Raw genomic sequence first — 24,589 nt, 5'->3', positions numbered from 1 at the left:
ATGCGCGGGTCGAGCTGAGAGTGCTTGATGCCTGACCCGCGCTTTTTCGAAGATCTGGGCCCCGTCTCCCTGGCGGAGCTCGCCGCGCTGACCGGGGCCGAATTGTCGGCGCCCGGGGCCGGCTCGGTGCAGGTCGCCCGCGTTGCGATCCTGGCGCGAGCGAGCGCCGACAGCATCACCTACTTCTCCGATCGCAAGCTGGCCGCCGAGCTGGCAGAGACCCGCGCCGCGGCGTGTTTCGTCACCGATCGGGACATCGGCCTCGTGCCCCAGGGCTGCGTCGCCCTGGTGACCCGCCAACCCACCGCCGCCTACGCCATGTCCGGCCAACGGCTCCACCGGCCGCGCCTGCACGCCGGGGCAGCCGCGGTCTCCCGCGACGCGAGGGTGGAGGAGGGGGCGATCATCAGCCCTGGTGTGGTCATCGGTCAGGGCGCCCAGATCGGCCGGGGCTCCGTCGTCGGCCCCAACACCGTCATCGGACCTGGGGTCGCCATTGGCCGTGACTGCGTCATCGGCGCCAATGTCAGCATCCACTGCGCCCTGCTGGGCGATCGGGTGAAGATCCTGGCTGGCGCGGTCATCGGCGAGGCCGGGTTCGGCGCGACCGCCGGGCCCACCGGGGTGATCGATATCCCGCAGCTTGGCCGGGTGATTCTGCAGGACGGGGTGACCGTCGGCGCCAACACCTGCATCGACCGCGGAGCCTATGAGGACACGGTCCTGGGGGAGAACACCAAGATCGACAACCTCGTGCAGATCGCTCACAACGTGCGCGTCGGCCGCAACTGTGTGATGGCGGCCTTCACGGGGATTTCAGGCAGCGTGACGATTGGGGATGGCTCGGCGTTCGGTGGCCGGGCCGGAGTGGCCGACCACGTCATCATCGGCGAAGGCGCTCAGATCGGCGCGGGCGCCGGCGTTTTCCGGGACGTCGCCCCCAAGGCGGTCATGGGCGGATACCCGGCCATGCCCATGCGACAATGGCTGCGCGAAGTCGCCTGGCTGACCAAGGCGGCCGCCGTGCGCCGTCGCGAGGAACCTGATCAATGAGCCGCAAGGCCCCCGTCAATGAGTCTCCCACCGAGATCGACATCACCGAGATCGTGAAGCGGATCCCGCATCGCTATCCCTTCCTGCTGGTCGACCGCTGCGAGGACTACAAGGCCAGTGAATCCATCGTCGGCATCAAGTGCGTGACGATCAACGAGCCCTTCTTCCAGGGCCACTTCCCGGACTATCCGGTCATGCCGGGCGTGCTGATTATCGAGGCGCTCGCCCAGACCGGCGCGGTGCTGATGTCCAAGTCCCTCGAGGTGGACGTGGCCGGCAAGACCATCTTCTTCGTCTCGGTGGACAACGGCCGCTTCCGCCAGCCGGTGCGGCCCGGCGACGTCCTGCGCCTGAACGTCAAGGTGATCCGCGCCCGCGGCGACCTCTTCAAGTTCCAGGGCCAGGCCATGGTGGGCGACAAGGTGGCGGCCGAATGCGAGTTCGCCGCCATGGTCGTGGCCACCCAATGAGCGTCCAGGTCCATCCCACCTCCATCATCGCCGACGGCGCGGCCCTTGGCGACGGCGTGGTCATCGGCCCGTTCTGCACGGTTGGGCCCAATGTCAGGCTCGGCGCGGGCACCAGGCTGGTCTCCCACATCGTCGTGGACGGCCACACCGAGCTCGGCTCGGGGAACACCGTCTATCCCTTCGCCATGCTCGGCGGCCCGCCTCAGCACACCGCCTACAAGGGCGAGCCCACCCAGCTGGTGATCGGCGACCGCAACATCATCCGCGAGCACGCCACCATGAACGTCGGCACCGTCAACGGCGGCGGCGTGACCAGCGTGGGGTCTGATGGCCTGTACATGATCGAGAGCCATGTCGGTCACGACTGCAAGGTCGGCGACAACGTGATCTTGACCAAGCAGGCCACGCTGGGCGGCCACTGCCAGATCGGCGATTTCGTGATCGTCGGCGGCCTGGCCGCCGTCCATCAGTTCACCCGGGTCGGGCGGCACGCGATGATCGGCGGCCTGGCGGCCGTGGTGAAGGACGTCATCCCCTATGGCTCGGTCTGGGGCAACCACGCCCACCTCGAGGGGCTGAACCTGGTGGGCCTGAAGCGCCGGGGCTTCAGCCGCGAGACCATCAATACGATGCGCGCCGCCTATCGCATGCTCTTCGCCGACGAAGGCACCTTCCAGGAGCGCCTCGACGACACCATCGAGACCTATGCCGGGTCCGAGGAGGTCCGCGAGATCATCGACTTCATCCGCGCCGACGGCAGCCGCCCGCTCTGCCTGCCCGAGCGCGAGGTCTAGCCGCCGCATGCGCAAACTCGGCCTGATCGCCGGCGGCGGCACGCTGCCCCTGGAGATCGCCGAGCACTGCGAGCAGGCCGGCCGCGCGGTCTTCATCGCTCGACTCAAGGGCTTCGCCGAGCCGCAGCTGAAGCGCTTCCCGGGCGCGGATGTCGGCCTCGCCGAGATCGGCAAGACCATCAAGGCCCTGAAACGCGCCGGGTGCCAGGCTGTCTGCCTGGTGGGCAATGTCAGCCGGCCGGACTTCAAGACGCTGAAGCCTGACCTTCGCGGCCTCGCCCTGCTGCCGGCGATCATTGCGGCGGCGCGGCATGGCGACGACGCCTTGCTGCGGGTGGTGCTGAACGAATTCGCCAAGGAGGGCTTCACCATCGAAGGCGCCCACGAGGCCAAGAGCGATCTCACCCTGCCCAAGGGCGCCCTCGGCGCCGTGTCGCCGGGTCCCGAGCACCAGGGGGACATCGACCGCGCCCTGCTGGTGGCCCGCGAGATCGGCCGCCTGGATGTGGGGCAGGGCGCCGTGGTCTGCGACGGGTTGGTGCTGGCGGTCGAGGCCCAGGAGGGCACCGACGCCATGCTGCGCCGGGTGGCCCACGAAATCCCCACCGCCATCCGCGGAACCCCCGGCACCTATCGCGGGGTGATCGCCAAGGCGCCCAAGCCGATTCAGGAGACCCGTGTCGATCTCCCCACCATCGGTCTCGCCACTGTCCAGCGGGCCGCCGCCGCCGGCTTGGCGGGTATCGTGGGGGAGGCTGGCGGACTGCTGGTCCTGGACCGCGAGGCGGTGATCGAGCTGGCCGACGAACTGGGCCTGTTCATCTTCGGAGTGGAACCGTGAGCAAGCCGCTCTGCGTGATGCTGGTAGCCACTGAGGCCTCCGGTGACGACCGGGGCGCGGGCCTGGCCAAGGCCCTGCGCGCCCGCCTGGGCGACAAGGTGCGCTTCATAGGAACAGGGGGCGCCCAGATGGCCGCCCAGGGCGTGGAAAGCCTGTTCGATATCGCCCAGCTCTCCATCCTGGGCGTGGTGGACGCGCTCGCCGTCTACCCCCGCGCGATGAAAATGGTGGACCAGACCGTGGCGCTTGCCGCCCGTGAGAAGCCCGACGTGGTGGTGCTGATCGATTCCTGGGCCTTCAGCCTGCGCGTCGCCCACCGCCTGCGGAAGATCGATCCCTCAATTCCGCTCGTGAAGTACGTCGCCCCCCAGGTCTGGGCGTGGCGCAAGGGCCGCGCCAAGGTGCTGGCGGGCGCCGTCGACCACCTGCTGTCGATCCACAGCTTCGACGCCCCCTATTTCGAGGCGGAGGGCCTGGCCACCACCTTCGTAGGCAACGCCGCCCTGAAGGTGGATTTCTCCAAGGCGGATCCCGCGCGCTTGCGCAAGGATCTCGGCATCTCGCCTCAGGCCCCGATCCTGCTCGTCCTGCCTGGCAGTCGTCCCAGCGAGATCGCCCGGGTCCTGCCGCCCTTCGGCGAGGCCGCCCTGATTCTGAAGGCCAGCCACCCGGACCTGGAGATTGTCATCCCCGCCGCGCCGACCGTCGCCGCGGCGGTCAAGGCGCAGGTCGCCGGCTGGCCCCGCCGCGCCCATGTGGTGGAAGGCGATCAGGCCAAGCGGGACGCCATGAAGGCCGCCACCGCCGCGCTCGCCTGCTCGGGCACCGTCACCATCGAGCTGGCCCTGGCCGGCTGTCCCATGGTCATCGGCTACCGCATCGACAAGCTGACCTACGCCCTGGTCAACCGGCTGGTGAAGCGGCCTATCACCCTCTTCAACATCGCCGCGGGAACGATCGTCGCCCCCGAGCTGATCCAGGATGATTGCACGCCGGAGAACCTCGCCCGCGAGGCCGCCCTGCGCCTGGACAATGCCGACATCGCCGGCCGTCAGGTCGCCGCCCAGTACGGCGCCCTTGAGAAGATGGGCCGTGGCGGGCCCGATCCCTCGGATGCGGCGGCTGACGCCATCCTCAAGATCATCGCCTGACAGCCAAAGAAAATCCGCCGAACCCGAGGGCGCGGCGGATGATCTCAAACTCGACCGAGAAAGCGCTTAGCGCGTGCTGATGGCGGTGTAGTCGCGTTGCGCGGCGCCGGTGTAGATCTGGCGCGGACGGCCGATCTTCTGCAACGGATCCTCGATCATTTCCTTCCACTGCGCGATCCAGCCCACGGTGCGGGCGACGGCGAACAGCACGGTGAACATCTCGGGCGGGAAGCCCAGGGCGCGCAGGGTGATGCCGGAGTAGAAGTCGACGTTCGGGTACAGCTTGCGCTCGATGAAGTAGGGGTCCGAGAGAGCGATGCGCTCCAGCTCGATGGCCACCTTCAGCAGCGGGTCATCGGAATTCCCGACCTCGGCGAGGACCTCGTGGCAGGTCTTCTGCATGACCGTCGCGCGGGGGTCGTAGTTCTTGTAGACCCGGTGGCCGAAGCCCATCAGGCGGTAGCGGCGGTCCTTCACGCCCTGCACGTACTCGGGGATGCGATCGACGGTGCCGATCTCCTTGAGCATGTTCAGCGCTTCTTCGTTCGCGCCGCCGTGGCTCGGGCCCCAGAGGCAGGCGATGCCGGCCGCAATGCAGGCGAACGGGTTGGCGCCCGAGGAACCCGCCAGACGCACCGTCGAGGTCGAGGCGTTCTGCTCGTGGTCGGCGTGCAGGATGAAGATGCGGTCCATGGCGCGCGTCAGCACAGGGTTCGGAACCCAATCCTCGGCTGGGACCGAGAAGCACATGCGCAGGAAGTTTTCGGCATAGGACAGGTCGTTACGCGGATGCACGAAGGGCTGGCCGCGGAAGTACTTGAAGGCCCGAGCCGCGATCGTCGGCATCTTGGCGATCAGCCGGTGCGACGAGATCATCCGCTGCTGCGGGTCCTCGACGTTGGTGCTGTCGTGATAGAAGGCCGAGAGCGCGCCGACGGCGCCGACCATGATCGCCATCGGGTGGGCGTCGCGACGGAAGCCCTGGAAGAACCGATCGAACTGCTCGTGCAGCATCGTGTGGTAGGTGATGGTCTTCTCGAATTCCTCGGCCTCGGCGGCGGTCGGCAGTTCGCCGTGCAGCAGGAGGTAGCAGACCTCGAGGAAGCTGGACTTCTCGGCCAGCTGGTCGATCGGATAGCCGCGGTGCAGCAAGATGCCCGCGTCGCCGTCGATGAAGGTGATCTTGCTCTCGCAGGACGCCGTGGAGGTGAAGCCTGGGTCGTAGGTGAAGACGTCGGCCTCGGCGTAGAGCTTGCGGATATCGACGACGTCCGGACCGTCGACGCCCTTCAGAATCGGGAGTTCAACGGTCTTCTGACCGATGCTCATCTTCGCCGTGTCGGCCATGCCATCCCCTTCGCATGTCTGGAACAAAACGTCTGTTTGGCGAGCCTTATACCGCCTTACGCAGCGGGTGAAAGGGCATCGTCAAGCCTGCCGAGACTTTCCGCTTTTCCGAGGCTTACCAGGGCGCCCGCCAGATCAGGCGCCGACGCGCCGCCAGACAGGACGCCACGTAAGGCGGGCCCGATCTTTCCAAGGCCTACGCCCTCACTTTCGGCGAAGCCCCGAAGGGCCGCCTCCAGCGCGGGGACCTCCCAATCGGCCTGGCCGGCGAGGTTTTCGCGCAACCGGGTTAGCCGAGCGCGGGTCTCTTCATTCAGCATGCCGGTCACCTTTTCCGGCAGCTCCAGCGGCCGCGGCTTCAGGGCGAAGATCACGGCGTCGGCGAGCTCCAGTAGGGTCTTGGCCCCGTCGCGGACCAGGGGAATGGTGCGGTGCAGGATGGCTGAGTCGGCGTCGTGCACGGGCTCGCCGCGGCTCGCCCGGACCCGCTGGGTCAGGGCCACCAGCCGGTCGATGTCGGCGAGGCGCAGATAGTGGTTGTTGATGTGGTTCAGCTTGGCCCAATCCAGCCGGGCGGGCGCGCTGACCACGTCGGTGACGTCGAACCAGCTTTGCGCCTGTTCGTCGCTGAAGATCTCGTCGTCGCCGTGGCCCCAGCCCAGGCGCGCCAGATAGTTGCGCATGGCCTCGGGCAGGTAGCCCATGTCGTCGAATTCACTCACCGCCTGGGCGCCGTGGCGCTTGGACAGCTTGGCGCCGTCGGGCCCGTGGATCATCGGCAGGTGGGCCCAGACAGGAACCTCCCACCCCAGCGCCTCATAGATCAGGGTCTGGCGGGCGGCGTTGTTCAGGTGGTCGTCGCCACGGATCACATGGGTGACCCCCATCTCGTGGTCATCGACGATGACGGCGAGATTGTAGGTGGGCGTGCCGTCAGTCCGCAGGATGATCAGGTCATCCAGGTCCTTGTTCTTGAAGGTGACGTCACCCTTCACCCGGTCGTGGATCACGGTCTCGCCCTCGCGGGGACTCTTGAAGCGCACGACATGGGGACGGTCGTTGAAGTTGGCGTCCTGATCGCGCCAGGGCGACTGGACCGCACGGCCCTCGGCGCGGGCGATTTCGCGTTCGGCGGTCAGCTCGTCGGCCGTCATGTAGCAGCGATAGGCGCGGCCCTTGGCCAGCAGCTCCTGGGCGGCGATGACGTGCCTGTCGGCGCGCGCGGCCTGGAACACCGGCTCTTCATCGGGGATCAGGCCCAGCCAGTCCATGCCGTCGAAGATCGCCTGGACGGCGGGCAGGGTGGAGCGTTCGCGATCGGTGTCTTCGATACGCAACAGGAACTTGCCGCCGGTGCGCTTGGCGTAAAGCCAGTTGAACAAGGCCGTGCGGGCCGTGCCAATATGCATGTAGCCGGTGGGCGAGGGGGCGATACGGGTGACGACGGGGCGGTCGGACATCGAGCTCGGGACTGTGGGTGAGGCGGCGCCGGCGGAGGCCGACGCGATCGCGGCGCCTATTAACACGCCCGTCCGCAAGCTTCCTAGCGCCGCCGAAGTCTTCGCCTGGCTGCGCGCCCAGGCGGCCGCCCAGGCCGACCGGCTCAGCCTGTGGACTCCGGTCGCGTTCGGCTGCGGCGCCGCGGCCTATTTCGCCCTGCCGCGCGAGCCTGTGGCGGGGCTGGCAATCGCCGCCTTGGGGCTCGCCGGTCTCATGTTGCTGGCCCGCGCTCGCTGGGGCGGCGGCCGGGTTCTGCTCATCGCGCTCACGCTCCTGGCCTTCGCCCTGGCGGGATTCGCCGCCGGCAAGCTGCGTACGCAGCAGGTCCGCGCGCCGATCGCGCCAAGCGGCGAGGGGATGCAAACGGTCGAGGCCTTCGTGGTGGACATCGCCAATCCGGGGCAGGGCGGGCCGCGCCTGCTGCTCGCCCCCATTCGGGTCAGCGGCCTGGCCCCGGAGGCGACGCCGATCCGCGCCCGCATGACCCTGCAGCCTGACACGCCATTGCCGGCGCCCGGCGTGGCGATCCGCGTGCGTGGCATGCTCAACCCGCCGCCGCCGCCCGCCAGCCCCGGCTCATACGACTTCGCCCGCGACGCCTTCTTCGAGGGGATCGGCGGCGTCGGCTTCACCCTGACCTCGCCGCGGGATATTTTCGCCGAGCCGCCGCCCTGGAGGCTGGCGCTGGAGATGCGGGTCAACGCCGCCCGGTGGACCCTGGCCCGCAAGATCGTCGACGAGATCGGGGTGGAGAGCGGCGGCTTGGCCGCGGCCATGGTGACCGGTCATGAAGCCTTCGTGCCCCGCGAGCAGGTGGACGCCCTGCGCGCCTCGGGCCTGGCCCACATCATCTCGATCTCGGGCCTGCACATGGCCATCGTCGGGGGCTTCGCCTTCGCGGGCGTGCGGTTGCTGATCGCCGCCTGGCCCTGGCTCGCCCTGCGGGTGTCCAGCAAGAAGACCGCCGCCCTGTTCGGCCTTGCCGCCGTGCTGAGCTACCTGGTGCTCTCGGGCGCGCCGGCGCCGGCGGAGCGGGCGGCGATCACGGCGGCGGCGGCCTTCGGGGCCATCCTGGTGGATCGCCGCGCCATCAGCCTGCACACCTTGGCCATCGCCGCCCTGGTGATCCTGGCCCTGCAGCCCGAGGCGGTGACCGAGCCTGGCTTCCAGATGTCCTTCGCCGCCACCACGGCCCTGGTGGCCATGGCCGAGCTCTGGCCCCGCCCGATCCGCGAGATCAACGCCCCCTGGTCGATCCGCGCCGTCCAGGGTGTGGGGACTTGGCTGGGCGCCAGCCTGGCCGCCAGCTTCGTGGCGGGAATGGCGACTGGCCCCTTCGCCATGCAGCATTTCAACCGGGTGTCCACCTTCGGGCTGATCGCCAACCTGCTGGTGGCGCCGATCTCGTCCTTCCTGATGATGCCGGCCCTGGCGCTCGGCGCGATCCTGGCGCCCTTCGGCCTGGGCGACTGGCCGCTGCGAGCCGCCGGGGTCGCCATCGACACCATGAATCTGATCGCCGCCAAGGCCTCGGCCATGCCCAACGCCCAGCTGATCATCGCCAGCGCGCCGGGCTGGACCCTCGCGGCCGCCTTCCTTGGCATCCTCTGGCTCTGCCTGTGGAAGGGGCCACTGCGCTGGCTGGGCCTGCCCTTCGCCCTGGCCGTCAGCCTGGCGCCCCGCCCGCCGACGCCTGACATCTGGGTGGCCGCCGACGGCTCCACCCTGGCGGTGCGGGAGGGCAGGACGGCGGTTCTCTTCCGACCTGACGTCAAGCTGTTCGGGGCCGAGCTCTGGGCCCGCCGGCGCGGCCTGGAACCAGCCGTGCAGGGTCTGGCGGCCCGTGACGCCCTCTATGACTGTGACCGCTGGTCTTGTGCCCCGCGCGTTGGCTCATCGCCTCGCGTGGCCGCCGTCTTCACCCGTCGCGCCTCGACGATCGAGAAGAAGCTGCCGCTGTTCTGCCAATGGGCCGAGGTGGTCGTGGTGCGGGGCGCGGCGATCGCCGCCGACTGCCCCGGAGCGCTGCTGTTGACGCAGGACGACTTCGCCAGGGGCGGGTCGGCCGAACTCTACCGCGCGGCCTCCGGCTGGCGGATTGTGTGGGCCCAGAGCCTGCGCGGTCAGCGGCCCTGGACCGGCGGTGCTATCTCCGATCAGGCCGACTGACGGCGCCTAGTGGTACTTGCGGATCAGCCCGACGAGCCGGCCCTGCACCTGGACCTGGTCGGGACCGAAGATGCGGGTCTCATAAGCCGGGTTGGCGGCCTCCAGGGCGATGGAGGCCCCCTTCTTGCGCAGGCGCTTGAGGGTGGCTTCCTCACCCATCACCAGGGCGACGACGATCTCGCCGGAGGTGGCGGTGTCGGTCTTGCGGATAACGACATAGTCGCCGTCCAGGATGCCAGCGTTGATCATGGAGTCGCCCTGGACTTCGAGGGCGTAGTGCTCGCCGGCGCCCAGCATGCTCTCGGGCACGTGCATGCGGTCGCGCTCCTGCTGGATCGCCTCGATTGGGGTGCCGGCGGCGATCTTGCCCAGGACCGAAATCTCGCGGGTGTCGTTGGCCGCGTTCATCGCGGGCTGGGCTGCGCCGGCCTCGACCAGTTGCGGCTTGAACGGGGCGCGGCCCTTGGGCGGGGAAGAGGTGGTGGCCTGCTGCGGCAGCTTCACCACTTCCAGGGCGCGGGCCCGGTGCGGCAGGCGGCGCAGGAAGCCGCGTTCCTCCAGCGCCGTGATCAGGCGGTGAATGCCGGACTTGGAGGCCAGGTCGAGGGCCTCCTTCATCTCGTCGAAGGAGGGCGAGACACCGCTCTCCTTGATCCGCTCATGGATGAACATGAGCAATTCGTGCTGTTTACGAGTGAGCATTGGACGACGAGCCCTTGAAGAACAAAGCGGAAACCTTGCCGATGTTCTCTAGACGTTCTTCGTTAATGTCAAGTTGACCGAAAGCTAGGCCAAAAGCGCTCGCGCCGCGGCGGCCACGTCGGCCTGACGCATCAGGCTTTCCCCCACCAGCATGGCGCTGGCGCCAGAGCGCTCCAGCCGGGCTGCGTCGGCGGCGGTGAAGATGCCGCTTTCCGTTACCAGCAAGGCGTTTGCGGGGGCGAGCGCCGCCAATCTCTCGGTGATGGCCAGGTCGATGCTGAAGCTGCGCAGGTCGCGGTTGTTGACCCCCACCAAGGTCGCGCCCAGGTCGCCGGCGCGCGCCATCTCGGCCTCGTCGTGCACCTCGACAAGCGCGTCCATGCCGAATCGCGCCGCCTCGGCCATCAGGTCGCGGGCGGTGGAATCGTCGATCATGGCCATGATCACCAGGATGGCGTCGGCCCCCAGGGCCCGCGATTCGGCCACCTGCCAGGGGTCCACCAGGAACTCCTTGCGCAGGCAGGGCAGGGCGCAGGCGTCGCGCGCCGCCGTCAGGAAGCTGTCAGCCCCCTGGAAGCTCGGCGTGTCGGTCAGCACCGAGAGGCAGGCCGCGCCGCCCGCCTCATACGCCTTGGCGAGCGACGGCGGATCGAAGTCCTCGCGGATCAGCCCCTTGGAGGGTGAGGCCTTCTTGATCTCGGCGATCAGGGCCAGGCGGCCCGGCGCATGGGCCCGCTCCAGGGCGACGCGGAACCCGCGCGGCGCCGAGGCCCGGGCCGCCGCGGCCTCGACCTGCTCCACGGTGCGCAGCGCCTTTCGTTCGGCCACTTCGACGCGCTTGTAGGCGGCGATCTTGTCGAGGATGTCGCTCATGGCGCGCTCGTGATGGCGGCCAGGGTGGTGAGCGCCGTCTTGGCCCGGCCGTCGTCGATCACCGCGCGCGCCAGGTCGATGCCGTCGCGCAGGGTCTCGACCTTCTCGCCCACCAGGAAGGCGGCCGCGGCGTTCAACAGTACGATGTCGCGATAGGCGCCGGTCTCCCCGTCCAGCAGGGCGCGCAGGGCCACCGCGTTTTCGGCCGGGCTGCCGCCGGTGAGGTCGGCCAGGGCCGCGCGGGGCAGGCCGACGGCTTCCGGGGTGATGGTGAAGAGCCTGGCCTGGCCGTCGCGCCATTCGGCCACGACGCTCTCGCCCGTGGTGGTCATCTCATCCATGCCGCCGCCGTGCACCACCCAGGCGCGCTCCGAGCCCAGGGCCCCCAGCACGCGGGCCAGGGGCTCGACCCAGCGCTCGGCGAAGACCCCCATGACCTGGCGCTTGGCGTTGGCCGGGTTGGTCAGCGGTCCCAGCAGGTTGAACACCGTGCGGAAACCAAGCTCCGCCCGGATCGGCGAGACATGACGCATGGCGCCGTGATGAGCCTGGGCGAACATGAAGCAGATGCCGGCCTCATCCAGGGCCTTCATCTGCCGGTCGACGGGAGCGTTGATGTCCACCCCCAGTTCGGTCAGCACATCGGCGGTGCCGGACCGCGAGGACAGGGCGCGGTTGCCGTGCTTGGCCACCTTCAGCCCGCCGCCGGCGGCGACGAAGCCCACGGCGGTGGAGATGTTCAGCGTATGCAGGCCGTCACCGCCGGTGCCGCAGACGTCCATCACGGCATAAGGCGGATCCAGGGTCACCGCGGCGCGGCGCATGGCCTTGGCGCAGGCGGTGATCTCGCCCACCGTCTCGCCGCGCAGGCGCATGGCGGTGATGGCCGCGGCCACCTGGGCCGGCGAGGGTTCGCCCCGCAGGCAGGCGGCGAAGAACTCCCCGGCGTCCTCGTCCGACAGGGTCTGGCCGTCGGCCAGCCGGCCCAGAAGCGGCTTGAAAGCGTCCGACATCAGGCCGGCACGTTTCGCGGCACGCCGGCCAGTTCCAGGAAATTGGCCAGCAGATGGTGGCCGCCCTCGGTGGCGATGGATTCCGGGTGGAACTGCACGCCATGGATGGGCCGGGTCTTATGCTGGAAGCCCATGACCTCGCCGTCTTCTGTCCAGGCGGTGATCTCCAGGACGTCGGGCAGGGTGTCACGCGCCACCGACAGGCTGTGATAGCGGGTGGCGGTGAAGTCCTGGGGCATGCCCGCGAACACCCCCTTGCCTGTATGGTGCATCGGGCTGGTCTTGCCGTGCATGGTGGCCTTGGCGCGCACCACCTGCCCGCCGAAGGCCTGGCCGATGGACTGGTGGCCCAGGCAGACCCCCAGGATCGGCAGATTCTCGGGGGCCTTCTCGATCAGCTCCAGGCAGATGCCAGCCTCGTTGGGGGTGCAGGGGCCGGGCGACAGCAAGATGCCGTCGGGCTTCAGGCCGAGCGCCTCTTCGACGGTGATGGCGTCGTTGCGATAGACGAGGGTCTCCGCCCCCAGCTCGTTCAGATAGTGGACGAGGTTGTAGGTGAAGCTGTCGTAGTTATCGATGACCAGGATCATGGGTGTCCATCTAGGCTGTAGGCGCTGCTGCGCCAAGTCCGCGCATTGCATGCTGTGCGAGTTGGGCGGACCCTGTGGCCATGACGACCGCTGATTCCGTCCTCGACGCCGACCAGATCGCCCGCGCCCGGCTGCTGCTGGTGACCCCGGCGATCAAGGAATCCATGTGGCCGGTGCTGTGCGCCGCGGCGTTCGCGGCCTCGACCGCGCTCACCCTGGCCACCGCCATGATCCTCGCCCCGCCGGTGATCACCCAGCACGTGGTGCAGGGCGAGCGCTAAGCGCTGTCGGCGATAGCCCTCAGGCTCAGACGAATCGCCAGCTTTCCTCGGCCGCCCGGCGCAGGGCGCGGGCCTTGTGCAGGGTCTCGTCGTACTCGGCGTCGGCGTCGCTATCGACCACCACCCCGCCGCCGGCCTGGACGTACATCATCCCGTCCTTGAAGCAGGCCGTCCGCAGCACGATGCAGGTGTCCACCGAGCCGTCGGCGCCGAAATAGCCGACCGCGCCGGCGTAAGCGATGCCGCGCTTCTCCAGCTCCAGCTCGTCGATGATCTGCATGGCTCGCACCTTGGGCGCGCCCGACAGCGTGCCGGCCGGCAGGGCGGCCATCAGCACGTCCACTGGATCCAGGCCGTCGGGCGCGTCGCCCTCGACGTTGGAGACCAGGTGCATGACGTGGCTGTAGCGCTCCACGAAGAAGCTGGCCGTCACTCGGACATGCGACCCCTTGGAGGGCTTGGGCGGCTCGTTGGCGCCGGCCTTGTTGAGCATCGCCACCCGGCCCACGTCATTGCGGCCCAGGTCCAGCAGCATCAGGTGCTCGGCCCGCTCCTTGGGGTCGGCGATCAGCTCGGCCTCCAGGGCGCGGTCCTCCTCCGGCGTCGCGCCGCGGGGCCGCGTGCCGGCGATGGGGCGGATGGTGATCTTGCCGTCCCGCAGCCGCACCAGGATCTCCGGCGACGAGCCCGCCAGCTGGAAATCCCCGAAGTTCAGATAGAACAGGAACGGCGAGGGGTTCATCCGCCGCAGGGAGCGGTAGAGGGCGAAGGGATCGCGGCTGAAGGGCGCGCGGAACCGGTGGCTCGGCACCACCTGGAAGATGTCGCCGGCGCGGATGTAGTCCTTCGCGCGGCCGACGATGGCCCGGTAGTCCTCGCGGCTCACCGGGGTGGTGAAGGCGTCGGGTTCAGGCACGCCGTTTCCGGCCAGTGGCGGGGCAGGCTTGCGGAAGTCATCCATGACGCCCGCCAGCCGCGCCTGGGCGGCGTCGAAGGCGTCCCTGGCCGACAGGCTGTCGGGGCGCACGGTCGTCACCAGGATGATCTCCTGGGCGATGGCGTCGAAGATCGCCACGATGGACGGTCGGATCATCAAGCCGTCGGGCAGGTCCAGCGGGTCCGGGTTGATGTCCGGCAGCTTCTCCACCAAGCGGATCATGTCGTAGCCGATGGCCCCGAACACTCCGGCCGACATCGGCGGCAGGCCGGCCGGCAGGTCCAGCCGCGAGGCCGCCACCAGGTCGCGCAGTGAATCCAGGGCGCCGCCCGACTGGGTCACGAACTGACCGGACTCGATGGCGGGGCCTTGCGCGATCTCCGCCACATCGCCACGGCACTTCCAGACCAGGTCCGGCTTCATGGCGATGACCGAATAGCGACCCCTCCAGGCCCCGCCCTCGACGCTCTCAAACAGGAAGGCGTAGGGCCGGCCGTGGGCGATCTTCAGATAGGCCGAGACCGGGGTCTCGAGGTCGTCGATCAGACGGGTCCAGACGACCTGCGGCGCGCCTTGGGCATATTTCTGCTCAAAGTCCGCAAACGCAGGCTCGATCATCACTTGGCCTTTTCCGTCTTGGGCGCCGGGGCGTCCTTCTTGGGTTCGATGGGTTCCAGGCCGATCGCGAGCCGGGCGTTGTTGGGATAGGTCTTCACCTTCACCAGCGTCCCGGCCGCCTTCTGGGCGTCGGCCTGAATTTCGCGGAAGGTCGACTCGGTCATCTGCGGGCGGCTCTCCTCGGTCATCCGGGCCAGGGTCGGGCCGGTCGGGGCGCGAACCGCCTCCAGCTTGGCGACCACCAGGCCGAAGGTGGGCGCCTCGGCGGTGTAGACCTCGCCGGGCTTGGCGCCGAAGGTCTTGATCAGGGCGTCCTGGGACAGGGCTTGGCTCTGGCCGGCGTTGCGGCGGTCGAGGCCGGTGGCGCGGCCCACACGAGCGCCGATGCTGGAGGCCACGGCTTCCAGGGTTTCGCCCTTGCGCACCCGGGCGGCAAGTTCGTCGGCCTTCACCTGCAGACGCTTGACCATTTCGCGCATCATCCAGACGCGGACCAGCTGCGGCTTCACCTCGGCAAGGGGCGGCATGGACTTGGGCGTGATCTTCTCGACGCGGATGGCGTAGTACTCGCCGTTTCCGGCCTCCTCGACCCCGCTCTCGCCGCCCTGCGGCAGGCTGAAGGCGGTCGCCAGCAGCTTGGGATTGATGCCCGACACCGGCTGCCCTTGGGGTCCCGCGCCCTGGGCGGAGACGGGGCCGATGGTGAAGGTGGGCACATTGGCCTTCTTGGCGGACTCGGCCAGGTTGGCGCCGCCGCCGTGGGCGTCGTCATAGGCCTGGGTCATCTCGTAGACCTTCTCGGCGGCCGCGTCCTTGCGCAGCTCGGCCTCGAGCTGGGGCCGGATCTCCTCCAGGGTCACGGCCTGGCCGGGCGTGACCTTGCTGACCCGGATGACCGCAAAGCCCAGGTCGCCCTTCACGGGCGTGATCTGGCCGACGGGCAGGGTGAAGGCGGCCTGGCCCACCTTGGGGTCGGCGATGGCGGTGCGCGGCTTGTCGGCATAGGTGATGGCGTCGACGCCCAGGGACTTGGCGATGGCGCCGGGATCCTCGCCCTTGGCCAGCCGGGCGGCCACGGCCTGGGCCGCGGCGGCGTCCTTGGCCGGGATCTGCACGAGGCTGCGGGTCTCGGGCCGCGACAGGGTGTCCCGGCGGAATTCGAAGCGCTTCTGCAGCTCGGCCGGATCGATGGGCAGGTTGGCGCTGATCATCGCCGGGCTGAAATGCACCACGGTCAGCGTGCGGAATTCAGGCCGGGTCAGGGCCGCGGCGTTTTCCTTCATCAACTCGCTGAGCTGGGCGTCGGTGGGCAGGGCGGGCGCGGTGACGTTGCGCGGATCGATGGTGAAGTAGCCGACATCGCGGCTCTCCATCGCGTAGATCGCCCCGAGCGCGGTATAGGCCCGCGGCACCCGCAGGCCATTGGCCAGGGCCGAGACCATGTGGCTGCCGGCGACCTGGTCGCGCATGATCAGCTCAAAGGCAGGCGGCGTCAGGCCATTCTCATTCAGGCGCTCAGCGTAGAGGTTCTTGTCGAAGCGGCCAGAGACCTGGTCGAAGAAGGCCGGGATCTTCTGCAGCTCGCGGGTGATCAGGGTGTCGGAAGGCTTGATGCCGATCTTGGCCAGCATCTCGCCGAAGGCCTCCCGACTCGCCACCTCGTTCAGGACGCGGGTGTCCAGGCCATTGGCCGCGGCCATCTCGTTGGTGATCGGCTGACCCACCTGCTGCTCGGCGCCTTTGCGGAAGCTGTCGAACTCCCGCTTGAAGTCGGCGGCGGAGACGGTGCGCGAGCCCGCCGTCACCACGGCGTTCGACGTGCTCCCCGTGAACACGTCATTGATCCCGAACAGGGCGAAGCTCACGACCAACAAGCCGATCAGGACGAGGGCGACCCAGGATTTTGCGAACTGACGGATGGCGGCGAGCATTTGGCGGTCTTCCTGGCCCCGCGGGGCGAGCATCGGAACGGGCGGTATAGTGGAGGCCGCTTGGACCCCGCAAGCGCGTGACAGAATTCTCAAGGCGCCTTACTCGCCCAAGGAACACGACAAAAGCGAGGCCTTGATGACCGCCCCCGTCCCCTTGATCGCCGGAAACTGGAAAATGAACGGGGATTCCGCGTCCCTCGGGGAGGCCCTGGCCACCGCCGCGGGCCTCGGATCGACCCGGGCGCGGGTGGCCATCTGTCCGTCGGCGACCCTGGTGTCCCGGATGGCGGACGCGCTCAAGGCGACCAATGTGCTGGTGGGCGGCCAGGACTGCCGCGCTGAGATTTCCGGCGCCTATACCGGCGACGTGGCGGCCGAGCAGCTGGCGGACGCCGGCGCCGAGCTGGTGATCCTCGGGCACTCCGAACGCCGCGCCGTCTACGGCGAGACCGACGCCCTGGTCGCCGCCAAGACCCAGGCGGCCCTGCGCGCGGGCCTGGAACCCATCGTCTGCGTCGGCGAGACCCTGGACGAACGCAAGGCCGGCAAGGCCCTGGAGATCGTCACCGGGCAGGTGCGGGGTTCGCTCCCCGCCGAACTGGCCGGCAAGGCCTTCTCCGTGGCCTATGAGCCCGTCTGGGCCATCGGCACGGGCCTGACGCCCTCCACCGAGGAGATCGTCGAGGTCCACCGCGCCATTCGCGACACCCTGACCTCGATCTTCGGCGCCCATGGCGCGACCGTGGCCATCCTCTACGGCGGATCGGTGAAGCCCTCCAACGCCGCCGAGATCCTGCATGCCGACGAGGTGGGCGGAGCCCTGGTGGGCGGCGCGTCCCTGAAGGCCGCCGACTTCCTGGGGATCATCGCAGCCGTCTAGTCGCCGCCGCGGCCCACATCCTCGTCGCCCTCTTGGCCCTTGGCGTCGGCGCCGGCCAGGGTGCTCTTGGTCCCCGAAAGCCCGTCGCCCAAGGCGTTGCCGCCACCGCCCGCAGCCTCCGCCAGGTCGCGTTCAGCCCCGGGATCGGGCGCGTCGGGCTTGCCGGTGATGTCAGATTCCTTGGTGGCTTCGCCGGCGGCGTTGCCGATCTGGGGGCGGGGGGGCATCGGCTGTTCCTCGGGAGTTGCTGCGTACTCAACGAACGCCTCAGGCCGCTGTTCCAGCCTCGCTGAGGTGCAGCGCGCCCGCCCTGTGGTCCAGGCCCACGCGGAACCCTTTCAGCAGACCGGCGCCGATCAGGCCGTCCGGCAGCGGGCTTCCGGCTTGCGCCGCGAAGATGCTCACCTTCACATCGCGCAGGGTGAAGCCCGCGAACCGAACCTGGTGGGCGGTGACCATGCGATCCACGCTGGCCCCGCCGATCCCGATGGACCGAACGGAAGTCAGCTTGCGGGCCTGATCGAGCAGGCCCGCGGCGGCCGCGGCCTGATCCGAAAGCGCCAGGGCGCCGGAGGCCCCGGTGTCGACGAGGGCCGAGATCGGCGCCCCGGATTCAACGCTGACCTGCAAATGCAGTCCGCCGCTCTTCCGGGTCACCGGGGCCAGCACAGAATTCTTGGGCGGGGCATAGGCCTCGTGCCGCAGGAAGGCGGCGCGCCGGCGGGGATAGTCCACCTCCAGGATGACCGAACGCAGGACATCGCGTCCCAGCAACATGTCGAAGGGTTGGTTGGTGAAGGCCGAGATGGCGGCCAGATTCAGCACCGCGGCGCGGATCCGCTCGATCCTCAGCGCCCCCAGATCCAGATCCAGCCCCACCGTGTGGGTGACGCTTGGCCCGCCGCCGACGCCGTAAGCCAGGACCGGCAGAGGCAGGCCCGCGGCCAGGCCCAGGCGGCTGGCGAATCCGGCGTCGATGGCCGAGGACTGGGCGCCGGAATCCACCAGCACCCGGATCGGGGCGCCGGCCACCGCGCCCCGCAGCATGATGAACCCCCCGGCGCGCGGCAGGTCGATCCACCCGCTTCCCGAGACGTCTCCGGGGAAGATCACCCGGGGCGCGCCAAACTGCCCACCGTTGCGCACAAAGACGATGCCGGCCGCGCCGGCGCCTAGGAAGGCGAGTTGTCCCAGCAGGGCGCGGCGGGTGGTCAGGACGGTCTCATGGGGCGGGAAGGGGGCGGCCCCCCTAGATGGGGCCGCCGGCCGGGCTTTGAAGGGGCCGTTCCAGGGTGACCTTGAAGAACCGCGTCTCCACGCCCTCGATCCCGAAATCGTTATCGTTCACCAGGAGGATTTCCCTGTCCGACAGCAGGATTATGCCCTCCAGGTCCGGTGCGACCTCCGGCGCGTCGTCGCTGGTGAAGACCAGCTCTTTTCGCAGGTTCCCGCCAGCGCCCCTCAGGTCGACCACGTAGACCTTGCTGGTGTGGGAAATCCGCTCCAACACCAGCAGGCGACCTTCGCCCACGCACAGCAGTTCGCCGATCTTCAGGTCGGCGGGCCCCACCGGCCCGGCCTCGAGGTCCCGGAGAAAGCTGTCTGGCGGGTCGAAGGGGTAGCTGTGCTCCGCCAGCAGGGCGCCTGACGCCGCGTCCAGGGTCCAGATCCGCACGGCCCCGGCCTCGTCCCCCTCGAAGGCGCTCTGGAACCCCGCATAGAGGCGGGTCTCGTCGGCCGACACCGCCAGCCCCTCGAAGCCGCGATTGAGCCGCCGTCGCCCCGCGATCGCGGGGAGCAGGTCCACGGCGCCGGGCCAGGCCAAGCCCTGCGGCGTCCAGCGGGTCTCCACCACGCCCTGCTCACTGACCTTCATCAGCGAGGGCCCATACTCCTCCGCCACCCAGAACGAGCCGTCGGCCAGGGCCGCGACCGCTTCCGAGTCCGCCCCGTTCACGTCCGCAGCCAGCGGCCGCCCTTCCACGTCGAACAGCGGCTCCATGGATCCCTCGGCGCCCCCAGGGAGAGGGAGGCCGGTCACCGGGGCGCCCGAGGCCACCCGCAAGCGCAGGGTCCGAAGGCGCTCGATCCGTTCGCCGGTGATCTGCAGCTCCGAGAGGCTGGGCCCGATCTGCGGCATCGGCAGGATCTTGGCCCCCGCCACCTCGCGCAGGTGGTCCAGGCCCTCGACGCCGTAGTCCTCGCGGGCCTGCTTGATGCTGAGGTTCGGCCCCCGGTCGCCCAACGCCCATAATCGCCCCGGTGGGTCGCCTGGACGCCGGGTCAGACCCGAGCCCAACCCCAGGGTCGCGCGCAACACGCCGGCGGGCAGGGCGACCTCGCCCAGCGGCTGGTCCTGCCAGGCGAGCCGTTCGACTGTGAAGCGGGGCGAGGTCATGTGAAGCCTTCCGGACCTGTCGAATTCGATAGCTTGATGCCTGGCCGTGCATCGCGACGATCCTGCGGATCGTTATGCACATCCCCTCCGGAGTTCGGCCATGACCGATATGACCTCCTATCTCGGCTGGAAGATCGACTACGGCCAGCCCGTGGGGGAGCCGGCGTTTCTGGATCCAGGCTCCGTCCACTGGCGAGTGTACAAGAACCCGATCGCGCTGGCGGTCGGCGGGGTGGCCGCCGTGCTGCTGGAATTCGCCGACCCCCGCATCCGTTCAGGCGTCTGGGACCATTCGACCTTCAAGACCGACCCCATCGGACGCTCCAGGCGCACCGGCGTCGCCGCCATGGTCGGGGTCTATGGTCCGCAGAGCGCGGCGCGACGGGTCATCCAGGGCGTCACCAACATGCATGGCCGCGTGGCCGGGAACACCCCGTCCGGCGAGGCCTACAAGGCTCTCGACGTCGAACTGCTGGACTGGGTCAGCGCGACGGCCGGCTACGGGTTCCTGAACGCCTATGACCGCTTCGTCTCGCCGCTGAGCGAGGCCGAGAAGACCCGCTTCTACGAAGAGGCCGGCCCCATCGCCCGGCTCTACGGCGTGCAGTCCTCGCCGAAGTCCAACGCGGACGTCCTGGGGATGATGCAGATGCTGGCGCCCCGCTTCGAGCCGCACCCCATCGTCACCGAATTCCTGGACATCATCCAGTCGGGCCAGGCCGCGCCGGGCACGCCGAAGTTCCTGCACAGGGCGGTGGGCCGGGCCTCGGTCTCCCTGCTGCCGTCCGTCGTGCGCCAGAAGCTGGCCCTGGGGGCTGAGTACGACCTGACGGCGACAGACCGCATCGCTCTGACGGCCGCCGGCAAGCTCGCCGACCGCATCCCGGTCCCGGGCTCCGCGCCCTGCGAGGCCAGCAAGCGCCTCGGCCTGCCGGCCAACTTCCTCTATCTCAGCCGCGGCACGCAGGAACGGCTGCTGGCGGAGCGCCCGGCGTCGTCGTCGGCCGGCGTGCCGGAAACGGCGGGTTAGGGGCCCTTCAACTCCACCGTGTTGCCTTCGGGATCCTGCAGGTACAGCGACAGCCCATCGCCGTGCGCGCCGTAGCGCGGGCCCTCGTCGGTGATGGTCACGCCATGCGCCGTCAGGTGGGCCCGGATCGCCGCCCTGTCGAAGGGCGCGACGGTCAGGCAGAAATGGTCCAGATTCCGCCCCTCGACGCCCGGGCCCGCGCCGCCCAATGCCCCGAGCGGACCATCGAGGGTCACCAAGTCGATCAGGTTCACGCCGGCCCGCAGATGGGTCAGGCCCAGCTCCGGCCGGTCCCAGTCCATCGAACAGCCCAGCACCTCGATGTAGAAGCCGACCATCGTGGCCTTGTCGCGGATGCGCAGGACGATGTGGTCGAAGCCGGCGAGTTGGATCGGATGGTCGGTCATCCCTCTCACATAATCCCCCGGGTTAGAGCAGCAAGCCGAACAGCCGGCAGTCGCGGCGGTCGCCGTCGCGCAGGACGTGGCCCCGCAGCAGGCCTTCCTCGGTGAACCCCAACTTCTCCAGCAGGGCGTCGGAGCGCCGGTTGCCCAGATGCGTCCGCGCCGTCAGCCGCCGGATGCCGCTTGAGGCGGCGTGCGCGATCACCGCGCGCATGGCCTCCAGACCATAGCCCTGGCCCCAGGCGCCGCGGCCGAGCATGAAGCCGACCTCGGCCCGCTTGTGCCAGCGGTCGATATCCGACAGGTCGCAGATTCCCAGGAATTCCTCGCCCTCCAGGGCGCGCATGGCCCAGTACACCGCCCGCCCGGCCGCCATGTCCTCCACCTGGCCGGCGACGATGGCGGCGATCAGGTCTGGGTCGTCGATCTCGGGCACGTCCCAGTGGGCCATGACCTCGGCGTCGCTCATCATCGGAAACAGCAGGGCGGCGTCCGAAACCTCAAGCGGACGGAGGCTCAGGCGTTCGGTTTCGAGAATCATGGGCTTGCTCGACACGTGCAACGCCCTAGCTATGGCCTTGCGTCCCTCTCAGTGGTAGAGCGCGCGCTTCATTTCGGCTCCGTTCCTTCGGCCGAGGCTACCGGACGTACACATGCTGCTTGGCATCCTGCTCACCATCCACATCATCGTCTGCATCTGCCTCATCGCCGTGGTGCTGATGCAGCGGTCCGAAGGTGGCGCGCTCGGCATGGGGGGCGGCCCGTCCGGTTTCATGAGCGCGCGGGGCGCCGGTGACCTGCTCACCCGCATCACGTGGATCCTCGGATCGATCTTCTTCATCATCAGCCTGGCGCTCACCCTGCTGTCGGGACGTCAGGGCGCTTCGGATTCCGTCGTCGACCGGATGAAGATCGAGGCCATCGACCCCAACAAGCTGAACCAGCCCGCCCAACCGGCGCCCACCGACCCCAACGCGGCCCCGCCGCCGCTGTCGGCCCCGACCCCGCAGGTCCGCAATCCCTTCACCGGCGACGCCGAGGGCGCCCCGGCCGCGCCTGCGCCGACCAACCCCTGATCTAAGGTTTTCATGGGCAAGCCGACCTCATCGCCGCATCTGCGGCGCGATCTCCCATGGCTTGCCGGGTGCGGCCTTTGCGCCCCTCAACAGGTTTTCGCGAATCACCTGAGCGCCAAGGCCCCGAATCACCGCTACTCTGAACGCCCATGACCCGGTACATTTTCATCACCGGCGGCGTGGTCTCCTCCTTGGGAAAAGGTCTCGCCTCCGCCGCGCTTGGCGCGCTCCTGCAGGCGCGGGGCTACAAGGTCCGCCTTCGCAAGCTCGACCCCTATCTGAACGTCGATCCGGGGACGATGAGCCCCTATCAGCACGGCGAGGTCTTCGTGACCGACGACGGCGCCGAGACCGACCTGGACCTGGGCCACTACGAGCGCTTCACCGGGGTGAACGCCACCAAGGCCGACAACATCACCACCGGCCAGATCTACAAGACCATCATCGAGAAGGAGCGGCGCGGCGACTACAACGGCGCCACCGTCCAGGTGATCCCCCACGTCACCGACCAGATCCGTGAGTTCGTGCTGTCGGACCCGGGGGAGGGCGTCGACTTCGTCCTGGTGGAGATCGGCGGCACGGTCGGCGACATCGAGGGCCTGCCGTTCTTCGAGGCCATCCGCCAGCTGGGCCAGGAGCTGCCCCGCGGCCACGCCTGCTACATCCACCTGACCCTGCTGCCCTACATCAAGACCGCTGGCGAGATGAAGACCAAGCCGACCCAGCACTCCGTCAAGGAGCTGAGGTCCATCGGCATCCAGCCCGACATCCTGCTCTGCCGCTGCGAGATGCCGATCCCGGCCGGCGAACGCCGCAAGATCGGCCAGTTCTGCAATGTCCGTGAGAGCGCCGTCATCCAGGCGATGGACAGCGCCAACATCTACCACGTGCCCCTGGACTACCACGCCCAGGGGTTGGACCGCGAAGTGCTCGACGTCTTCGGCATGGCCGACACCGCGCCGGCGCCGGACCTGTCGCGCTGGCAGTCGATCTCCGACACCCTGACCAACCCGGACGGCGAGGTGAACATCGCCATCGTCGGCAAGTACACAGGCCTCACCGACGCCTACAAATCCCTGGTGGAGGCCCTGATCCACGGCGGCGTCGCCCAGAACGTGCGGGTGAAGTTCGACTGGATCGAGGGCGAGGCCTTCGAACGCGAGGAGGGCCTGATCGCCGAGCGCCTGACCGAGGTGCACGGCGTCCTGGTGCCCGGCGCCTTCGGCGAGCGCGGCTCGGAGGGCATGATCCGCGCCGTCCAGTTCGCCCGCGAGCACATGGTCCCCTATTTCGGCGTCTGCTTCGGCATGCAGATGGCCATGATCGAGGCGGCCCGGAACCTGGCGGGCATCGGCGCGGCGTCCTCCACCGAGTTCGGCCCCACCTCCGAGCCCATCGTCGGCCTGATGACCGAGTGGACCAAGGGCAATGAGCGCCAGGTCCGCAAGGAAGGCGACGACCTGGGCGGCACCATGCGCCTGGGGGCCTACGAGGCTGTCCTGACGCCGGGCTCCAAGGTCAGCGAGATCTATGGCGACGTGACCATCAGCGAGCGCCACAGGCACCGCTACGAGGTCAATATCGACTACCGCGAGCGCATCGAGCAGACCGGCCTGGCCTTCTCCGGCCTGTCGCCGGATGGCGTGCTGCCGGAGATCTGCGAGCGCAGCGACCACCCATGGTTCATCGGTGTCCAGTTCCACCCGGAACTGAAGAGCCGCCCCTTCGAGCCTCACCCCCTGTTCGCCAGCTTCATCGGCGCGGCGAAGGATCGCTCGCGTCTGGTCTGACGGCGATTTTCGAGTCAGGCTCAGCCCATGCTGACCTGCGACGACATCCGGTCCATCGCACTGGCCCTGCCGCAGGCGGAGGAACAGCCGCACTTCGACTCGACCTCCTTCCGGGTGAAGGGGAAAATCTTCGCCACCCTGGGCGACGAACCCCGCGCCACCCTGAAGCTCGACCCGGAGGACCAGCACAACCTCGCGCAGGCCCATCCGGGCGTTGTCGAGGCCGTGGATGGCTACTGGGGCCGCAACGGCTGGACCGTGGTCCAGTGCGCGGCGATGGACGCCCAGACCCTCTCTGGACTGATGAGGATGGCCTGGGTCAATGTGGCGCCCAAGCGGCTCGCAAAAGCTTTCGGCCAGGGCGCTTGAAACGAAGCGGGGTTTGCGTCATACACCCGCGCTCACGTCGGCGGCCCGCAGGTCGCCGCTTCCATTTCCACGCCTGAGAGATTCTCCCATGGCCGTTCCGAAACGCAAAGTCTCGCCCTCGCGTCGCAACATGCGCCGCAGCCACGACGCCCTGGGCGCCAATTCCTATGTCGAAGACAAGGAAACCGGCGAACTGAAGCGCCCGCACCACGTCGACCTGAAGACCGGCATGTACAAGGGCCGTCAGGTCATCACGCCGAAGGAAGACTAGCTCTTCCTCGCCGCGCCTTCGGGCGCGCGGACCTTCGAGCTCGTAGACTAGAAAAGCCACCCGCTGCGGCATCCGCGGCGGGTGGCTTTGCCTTGGGCGTC

At 68.9% G+C, this 24,589-nt stretch carries 26 protein-coding genes; 13 read left to right on the top strand and 13 right to left on the bottom strand.

The genetic code is table 11. From position 1 onward, the window contains the following. Positions 1 to 27: 27 nt before the first annotated feature. The 5 genes from lpxD to lpxB are packed head-to-tail and all read left to right on the top strand — an operon-like array spanning position 28 to position 4,309. Positions 28 to 1,053 carry a UDP-3-O-(3-hydroxymyristoyl)glucosamine N-acyltransferase gene (gene lpxD, locus Q8N10_RS05395; RefSeq protein ID WP_304777168.1) on the top strand — a complete coding sequence of 342 codons (1,026 nt, stop codon included), beginning with the start codon at positions 28 to 30 and terminating at the stop codon, positions 1,051 to 1,053. Further along, positions 1,050 to 1,523, top strand: a complete 474-nt coding sequence (gene fabZ / locus Q8N10_RS05390) for a 3-hydroxyacyl-ACP dehydratase FabZ (protein WP_304777167.1) — start codon at positions 1,050 to 1,052, stop codon at positions 1,521 to 1,523. Before lpxD ends, fabZ begins: the two co-directional genes overlap by 4 nt. Beyond that, complete coding sequence (gene lpxA / locus Q8N10_RS05385; protein ID WP_304777166.1) at positions 1,520 to 2,317, top strand: acyl-ACP--UDP-N-acetylglucosamine O-acyltransferase; 798 nt, start codon at positions 1,520 to 1,522, stop codon at positions 2,315 to 2,317. The genes fabZ and lpxA overlap by 4 nt, the downstream gene beginning before the upstream one ends. A gap of 7 nt (positions 2,318 to 2,324) precedes the next feature. Beyond that, positions 2,325 to 3,158 (top strand): LpxI family protein, encoded by an 834-nt coding sequence (locus Q8N10_RS05380; RefSeq protein ID WP_304777165.1) that lies wholly within the window; start codon positions 2,325 to 2,327, stop codon positions 3,156 to 3,158. Next, positions 3,155 to 4,309, top strand: a complete 1,155-nt coding sequence (lpxB, locus tag Q8N10_RS05375) for a lipid-A-disaccharide synthase (RefSeq protein WP_304777164.1) — start codon at positions 3,155 to 3,157, stop codon at positions 4,307 to 4,309. The genes Q8N10_RS05380 and lpxB overlap by 4 nt, the downstream gene beginning before the upstream one ends. A gap of 66 nt (positions 4,310 to 4,375) precedes the next feature. Here lpxB and gltA read toward each other — a convergent pair whose 3' ends face one another. After that, the gene (gltA, locus tag Q8N10_RS05370) at positions 4,376 to 5,656 is read right to left on the bottom strand and encodes a citrate synthase (protein ID WP_304777163.1); all 1,281 of its coding nucleotides are present in this window, start codon (positions 5,654 to 5,656) and stop codon (positions 4,376 to 4,378) included. 56 nt (positions 5,657 to 5,712) lie between these two features. After that, on the bottom strand, positions 5,713 to 7,116 hold the full coding sequence (gene gltX, locus Q8N10_RS05365; RefSeq protein WP_304777162.1) for a glutamate--tRNA ligase: 1,404 nt from the start codon (positions 7,114 to 7,116) through the stop codon (positions 5,713 to 5,715). On the opposite strand from gltX, the gene Q8N10_RS05360 reads away from it, so the two are divergent. Beyond that, the gene (locus Q8N10_RS05360) at positions 7,094 to 9,325 is read left to right on the top strand and encodes a ComEC/Rec2 family competence protein (protein WP_304777161.1); all 2,232 of its coding nucleotides are present in this window, start codon (positions 7,094 to 7,096) and stop codon (positions 9,323 to 9,325) included. The genes gltX and Q8N10_RS05360 overlap by 23 nt on opposite strands. A 6-nt stretch (positions 9,326 to 9,331) precedes the next feature. Here Q8N10_RS05360 and lexA read toward each other — a convergent pair whose 3' ends face one another. The 4 genes from lexA to Q8N10_RS05340 all read right to left on the bottom strand — a co-directional run bounded on the left by lexA (position 9,332) and on the right by Q8N10_RS05340 (position 12,503). Further along, entirely contained in the window at positions 9,332 to 10,027 is a 696-nt protein-coding gene (gene lexA, locus Q8N10_RS05355) for a transcriptional repressor LexA (RefSeq protein WP_304777160.1), read from the bottom strand. Positions 10,028 to 10,111: 84 nt separating this feature from the next. Further along, positions 10,112 to 10,900 (bottom strand): indole-3-glycerol phosphate synthase TrpC, encoded by a 789-nt coding sequence (trpC, locus tag Q8N10_RS05350; RefSeq protein WP_304777159.1) that lies wholly within the window; start codon positions 10,898 to 10,900, stop codon positions 10,112 to 10,114. Continuing rightward, positions 10,897 to 11,913 (bottom strand): anthranilate phosphoribosyltransferase, encoded by a 1,017-nt coding sequence (trpD, locus tag Q8N10_RS05345; RefSeq protein WP_304777158.1) that lies wholly within the window; start codon positions 11,911 to 11,913, stop codon positions 10,897 to 10,899. Before trpD ends, trpC begins: the two co-directional genes overlap by 4 nt. After that, entirely contained in the window at positions 11,913 to 12,503 is a 591-nt protein-coding gene (locus tag Q8N10_RS05340; RefSeq protein ID WP_304777157.1) for an aminodeoxychorismate/anthranilate synthase component II, read from the bottom strand. Before Q8N10_RS05340 ends, trpD begins: the two co-directional genes overlap by 1 nt. An 80-nt stretch (positions 12,504 to 12,583) precedes the next feature. Here Q8N10_RS05340 and Q8N10_RS05335 point away from each other — a divergent pair, with 80 nt between their 5' ends. After that, positions 12,584 to 12,784, top strand: a complete 201-nt coding sequence (locus Q8N10_RS05335) for a hypothetical protein (protein WP_304777156.1) — start codon at positions 12,584 to 12,586, stop codon at positions 12,782 to 12,784. A gap of 25 nt (positions 12,785 to 12,809) precedes the next feature. On the opposite strand, the gene trpE is transcribed toward Q8N10_RS05335, so the two are convergent. Together trpE and Q8N10_RS05325 are read right to left on the bottom strand one after the other, a co-directional pair. Beyond that, the gene (gene trpE, locus Q8N10_RS05330; protein ID WP_304777155.1) at positions 12,810 to 14,342 is read right to left on the bottom strand and encodes an anthranilate synthase component I; all 1,533 of its coding nucleotides are present in this window, start codon (positions 14,340 to 14,342) and stop codon (positions 12,810 to 12,812) included. Next, entirely contained in the window at positions 14,339 to 16,270 is a 1,932-nt protein-coding gene (locus Q8N10_RS05325) for a peptidylprolyl isomerase (protein ID WP_304777154.1), read from the bottom strand. The genes trpE and Q8N10_RS05325 overlap by 4 nt, the downstream gene beginning before the upstream one ends. Before the next feature lie 136 nt (positions 16,271 to 16,406). On the opposite strand from Q8N10_RS05325, the gene tpiA reads away from it, so the two are divergent. After that, positions 16,407 to 17,150 (top strand): triose-phosphate isomerase, encoded by a 744-nt coding sequence (gene tpiA, locus Q8N10_RS05320; protein WP_304777153.1) that lies wholly within the window; start codon positions 16,407 to 16,409, stop codon positions 17,148 to 17,150. On the opposite strand, the gene Q8N10_RS05315 is transcribed toward tpiA, so the two are convergent. The 3 genes from Q8N10_RS05315 to Q8N10_RS05305 form a co-directional block, all read right to left on the bottom strand. Then, positions 17,147 to 17,377: a hypothetical protein gene (locus tag Q8N10_RS05315; protein WP_304777152.1), complete on the bottom strand. Its 231-nt coding sequence runs from the start codon at positions 17,375 to 17,377 to the stop codon at positions 17,147 to 17,149. The two genes, tpiA and Q8N10_RS05315, sit on opposite strands and share 4 nt — an antisense overlap. Before the next feature lie 40 nt (positions 17,378 to 17,417). Next, positions 17,418 to 18,263 carry an aspartyl protease family protein gene (locus Q8N10_RS05310; RefSeq protein ID WP_304777151.1) on the bottom strand — a complete coding sequence of 282 codons (846 nt, stop codon included), beginning with the start codon at positions 18,261 to 18,263 and terminating at the stop codon, positions 17,418 to 17,420. 136 nt (positions 18,264 to 18,399) lie between these two features. Next, positions 18,400 to 19,548, bottom strand: a complete 1,149-nt coding sequence (locus tag Q8N10_RS05305; protein WP_304777150.1) for an esterase-like activity of phytase family protein — start codon at positions 19,546 to 19,548, stop codon at positions 18,400 to 18,402. A 100-nt stretch (positions 19,549 to 19,648) separates the two neighbouring features. Between Q8N10_RS05305 and Q8N10_RS05300 the strand changes: the two genes are divergently transcribed. Continuing rightward, the gene (locus tag Q8N10_RS05300) at positions 19,649 to 20,578 is read left to right on the top strand and encodes an oxygenase MpaB family protein (protein ID WP_304777149.1); all 930 of its coding nucleotides are present in this window, start codon (positions 19,649 to 19,651) and stop codon (positions 20,576 to 20,578) included. On the opposite strand, the gene Q8N10_RS05295 is transcribed toward Q8N10_RS05300, so the two are convergent. Next, on the bottom strand, positions 20,575 to 20,985 hold the full coding sequence (locus Q8N10_RS05295; RefSeq protein WP_304777148.1) for a VOC family protein: 411 nt from the start codon (positions 20,983 to 20,985) through the stop codon (positions 20,575 to 20,577). The two genes, Q8N10_RS05300 and Q8N10_RS05295, sit on opposite strands and share 4 nt — an antisense overlap. A 22-nt stretch (positions 20,986 to 21,007) precedes the next feature. Then, positions 21,008 to 21,523 (bottom strand): GNAT family N-acetyltransferase, encoded by a 516-nt coding sequence (locus tag Q8N10_RS05290; protein WP_304777147.1) that lies wholly within the window; start codon positions 21,521 to 21,523, stop codon positions 21,008 to 21,010. A 112-nt stretch (positions 21,524 to 21,635) separates the two neighbouring features. On the opposite strand from Q8N10_RS05290, the gene secG reads away from it, so the two are divergent. The 4 genes from secG (at position 21,636) to rpmF (ending at position 24,488) form a co-directional block, all read left to right on the top strand. Next, positions 21,636 to 22,058 (top strand): preprotein translocase subunit SecG, encoded by a 423-nt coding sequence (gene secG, locus Q8N10_RS05285; protein ID WP_304777146.1) that lies wholly within the window; start codon positions 21,636 to 21,638, stop codon positions 22,056 to 22,058. A 149-nt stretch (positions 22,059 to 22,207) separates the two neighbouring features. Beyond that, the gene (locus tag Q8N10_RS05280) at positions 22,208 to 23,848 is read left to right on the top strand and encodes a CTP synthase (RefSeq protein ID WP_304777145.1); all 1,641 of its coding nucleotides are present in this window, start codon (positions 22,208 to 22,210) and stop codon (positions 23,846 to 23,848) included. A 27-nt stretch (positions 23,849 to 23,875) separates the two neighbouring features. Then, positions 23,876 to 24,217 (top strand): MmcQ/YjbR family DNA-binding protein, encoded by a 342-nt coding sequence (locus tag Q8N10_RS05275; protein WP_304777144.1) that lies wholly within the window; start codon positions 23,876 to 23,878, stop codon positions 24,215 to 24,217. A gap of 88 nt (positions 24,218 to 24,305) precedes the next feature. Then, a complete protein-coding gene (rpmF, locus tag Q8N10_RS05270) occupies positions 24,306 to 24,488 on the top strand; it encodes a 50S ribosomal protein L32 (protein WP_215340463.1) in 183 nt (60 codons plus the stop codon). Positions 24,489 to 24,589: the final 101 nt, after the last annotated feature.

The sequence above is a fragment of the Phenylobacterium sp. genome (assembly GCF_030693625.1).
Lineage (GTDB): Bacteria > Pseudomonadota > Alphaproteobacteria > Caulobacterales > Caulobacteraceae > Phenylobacterium > Phenylobacterium ferrooxidans.
The sequence above is the reverse complement of the archived record's forward strand: the minus strand, read 5'-3'. Positions and strand labels throughout refer to the sequence as shown.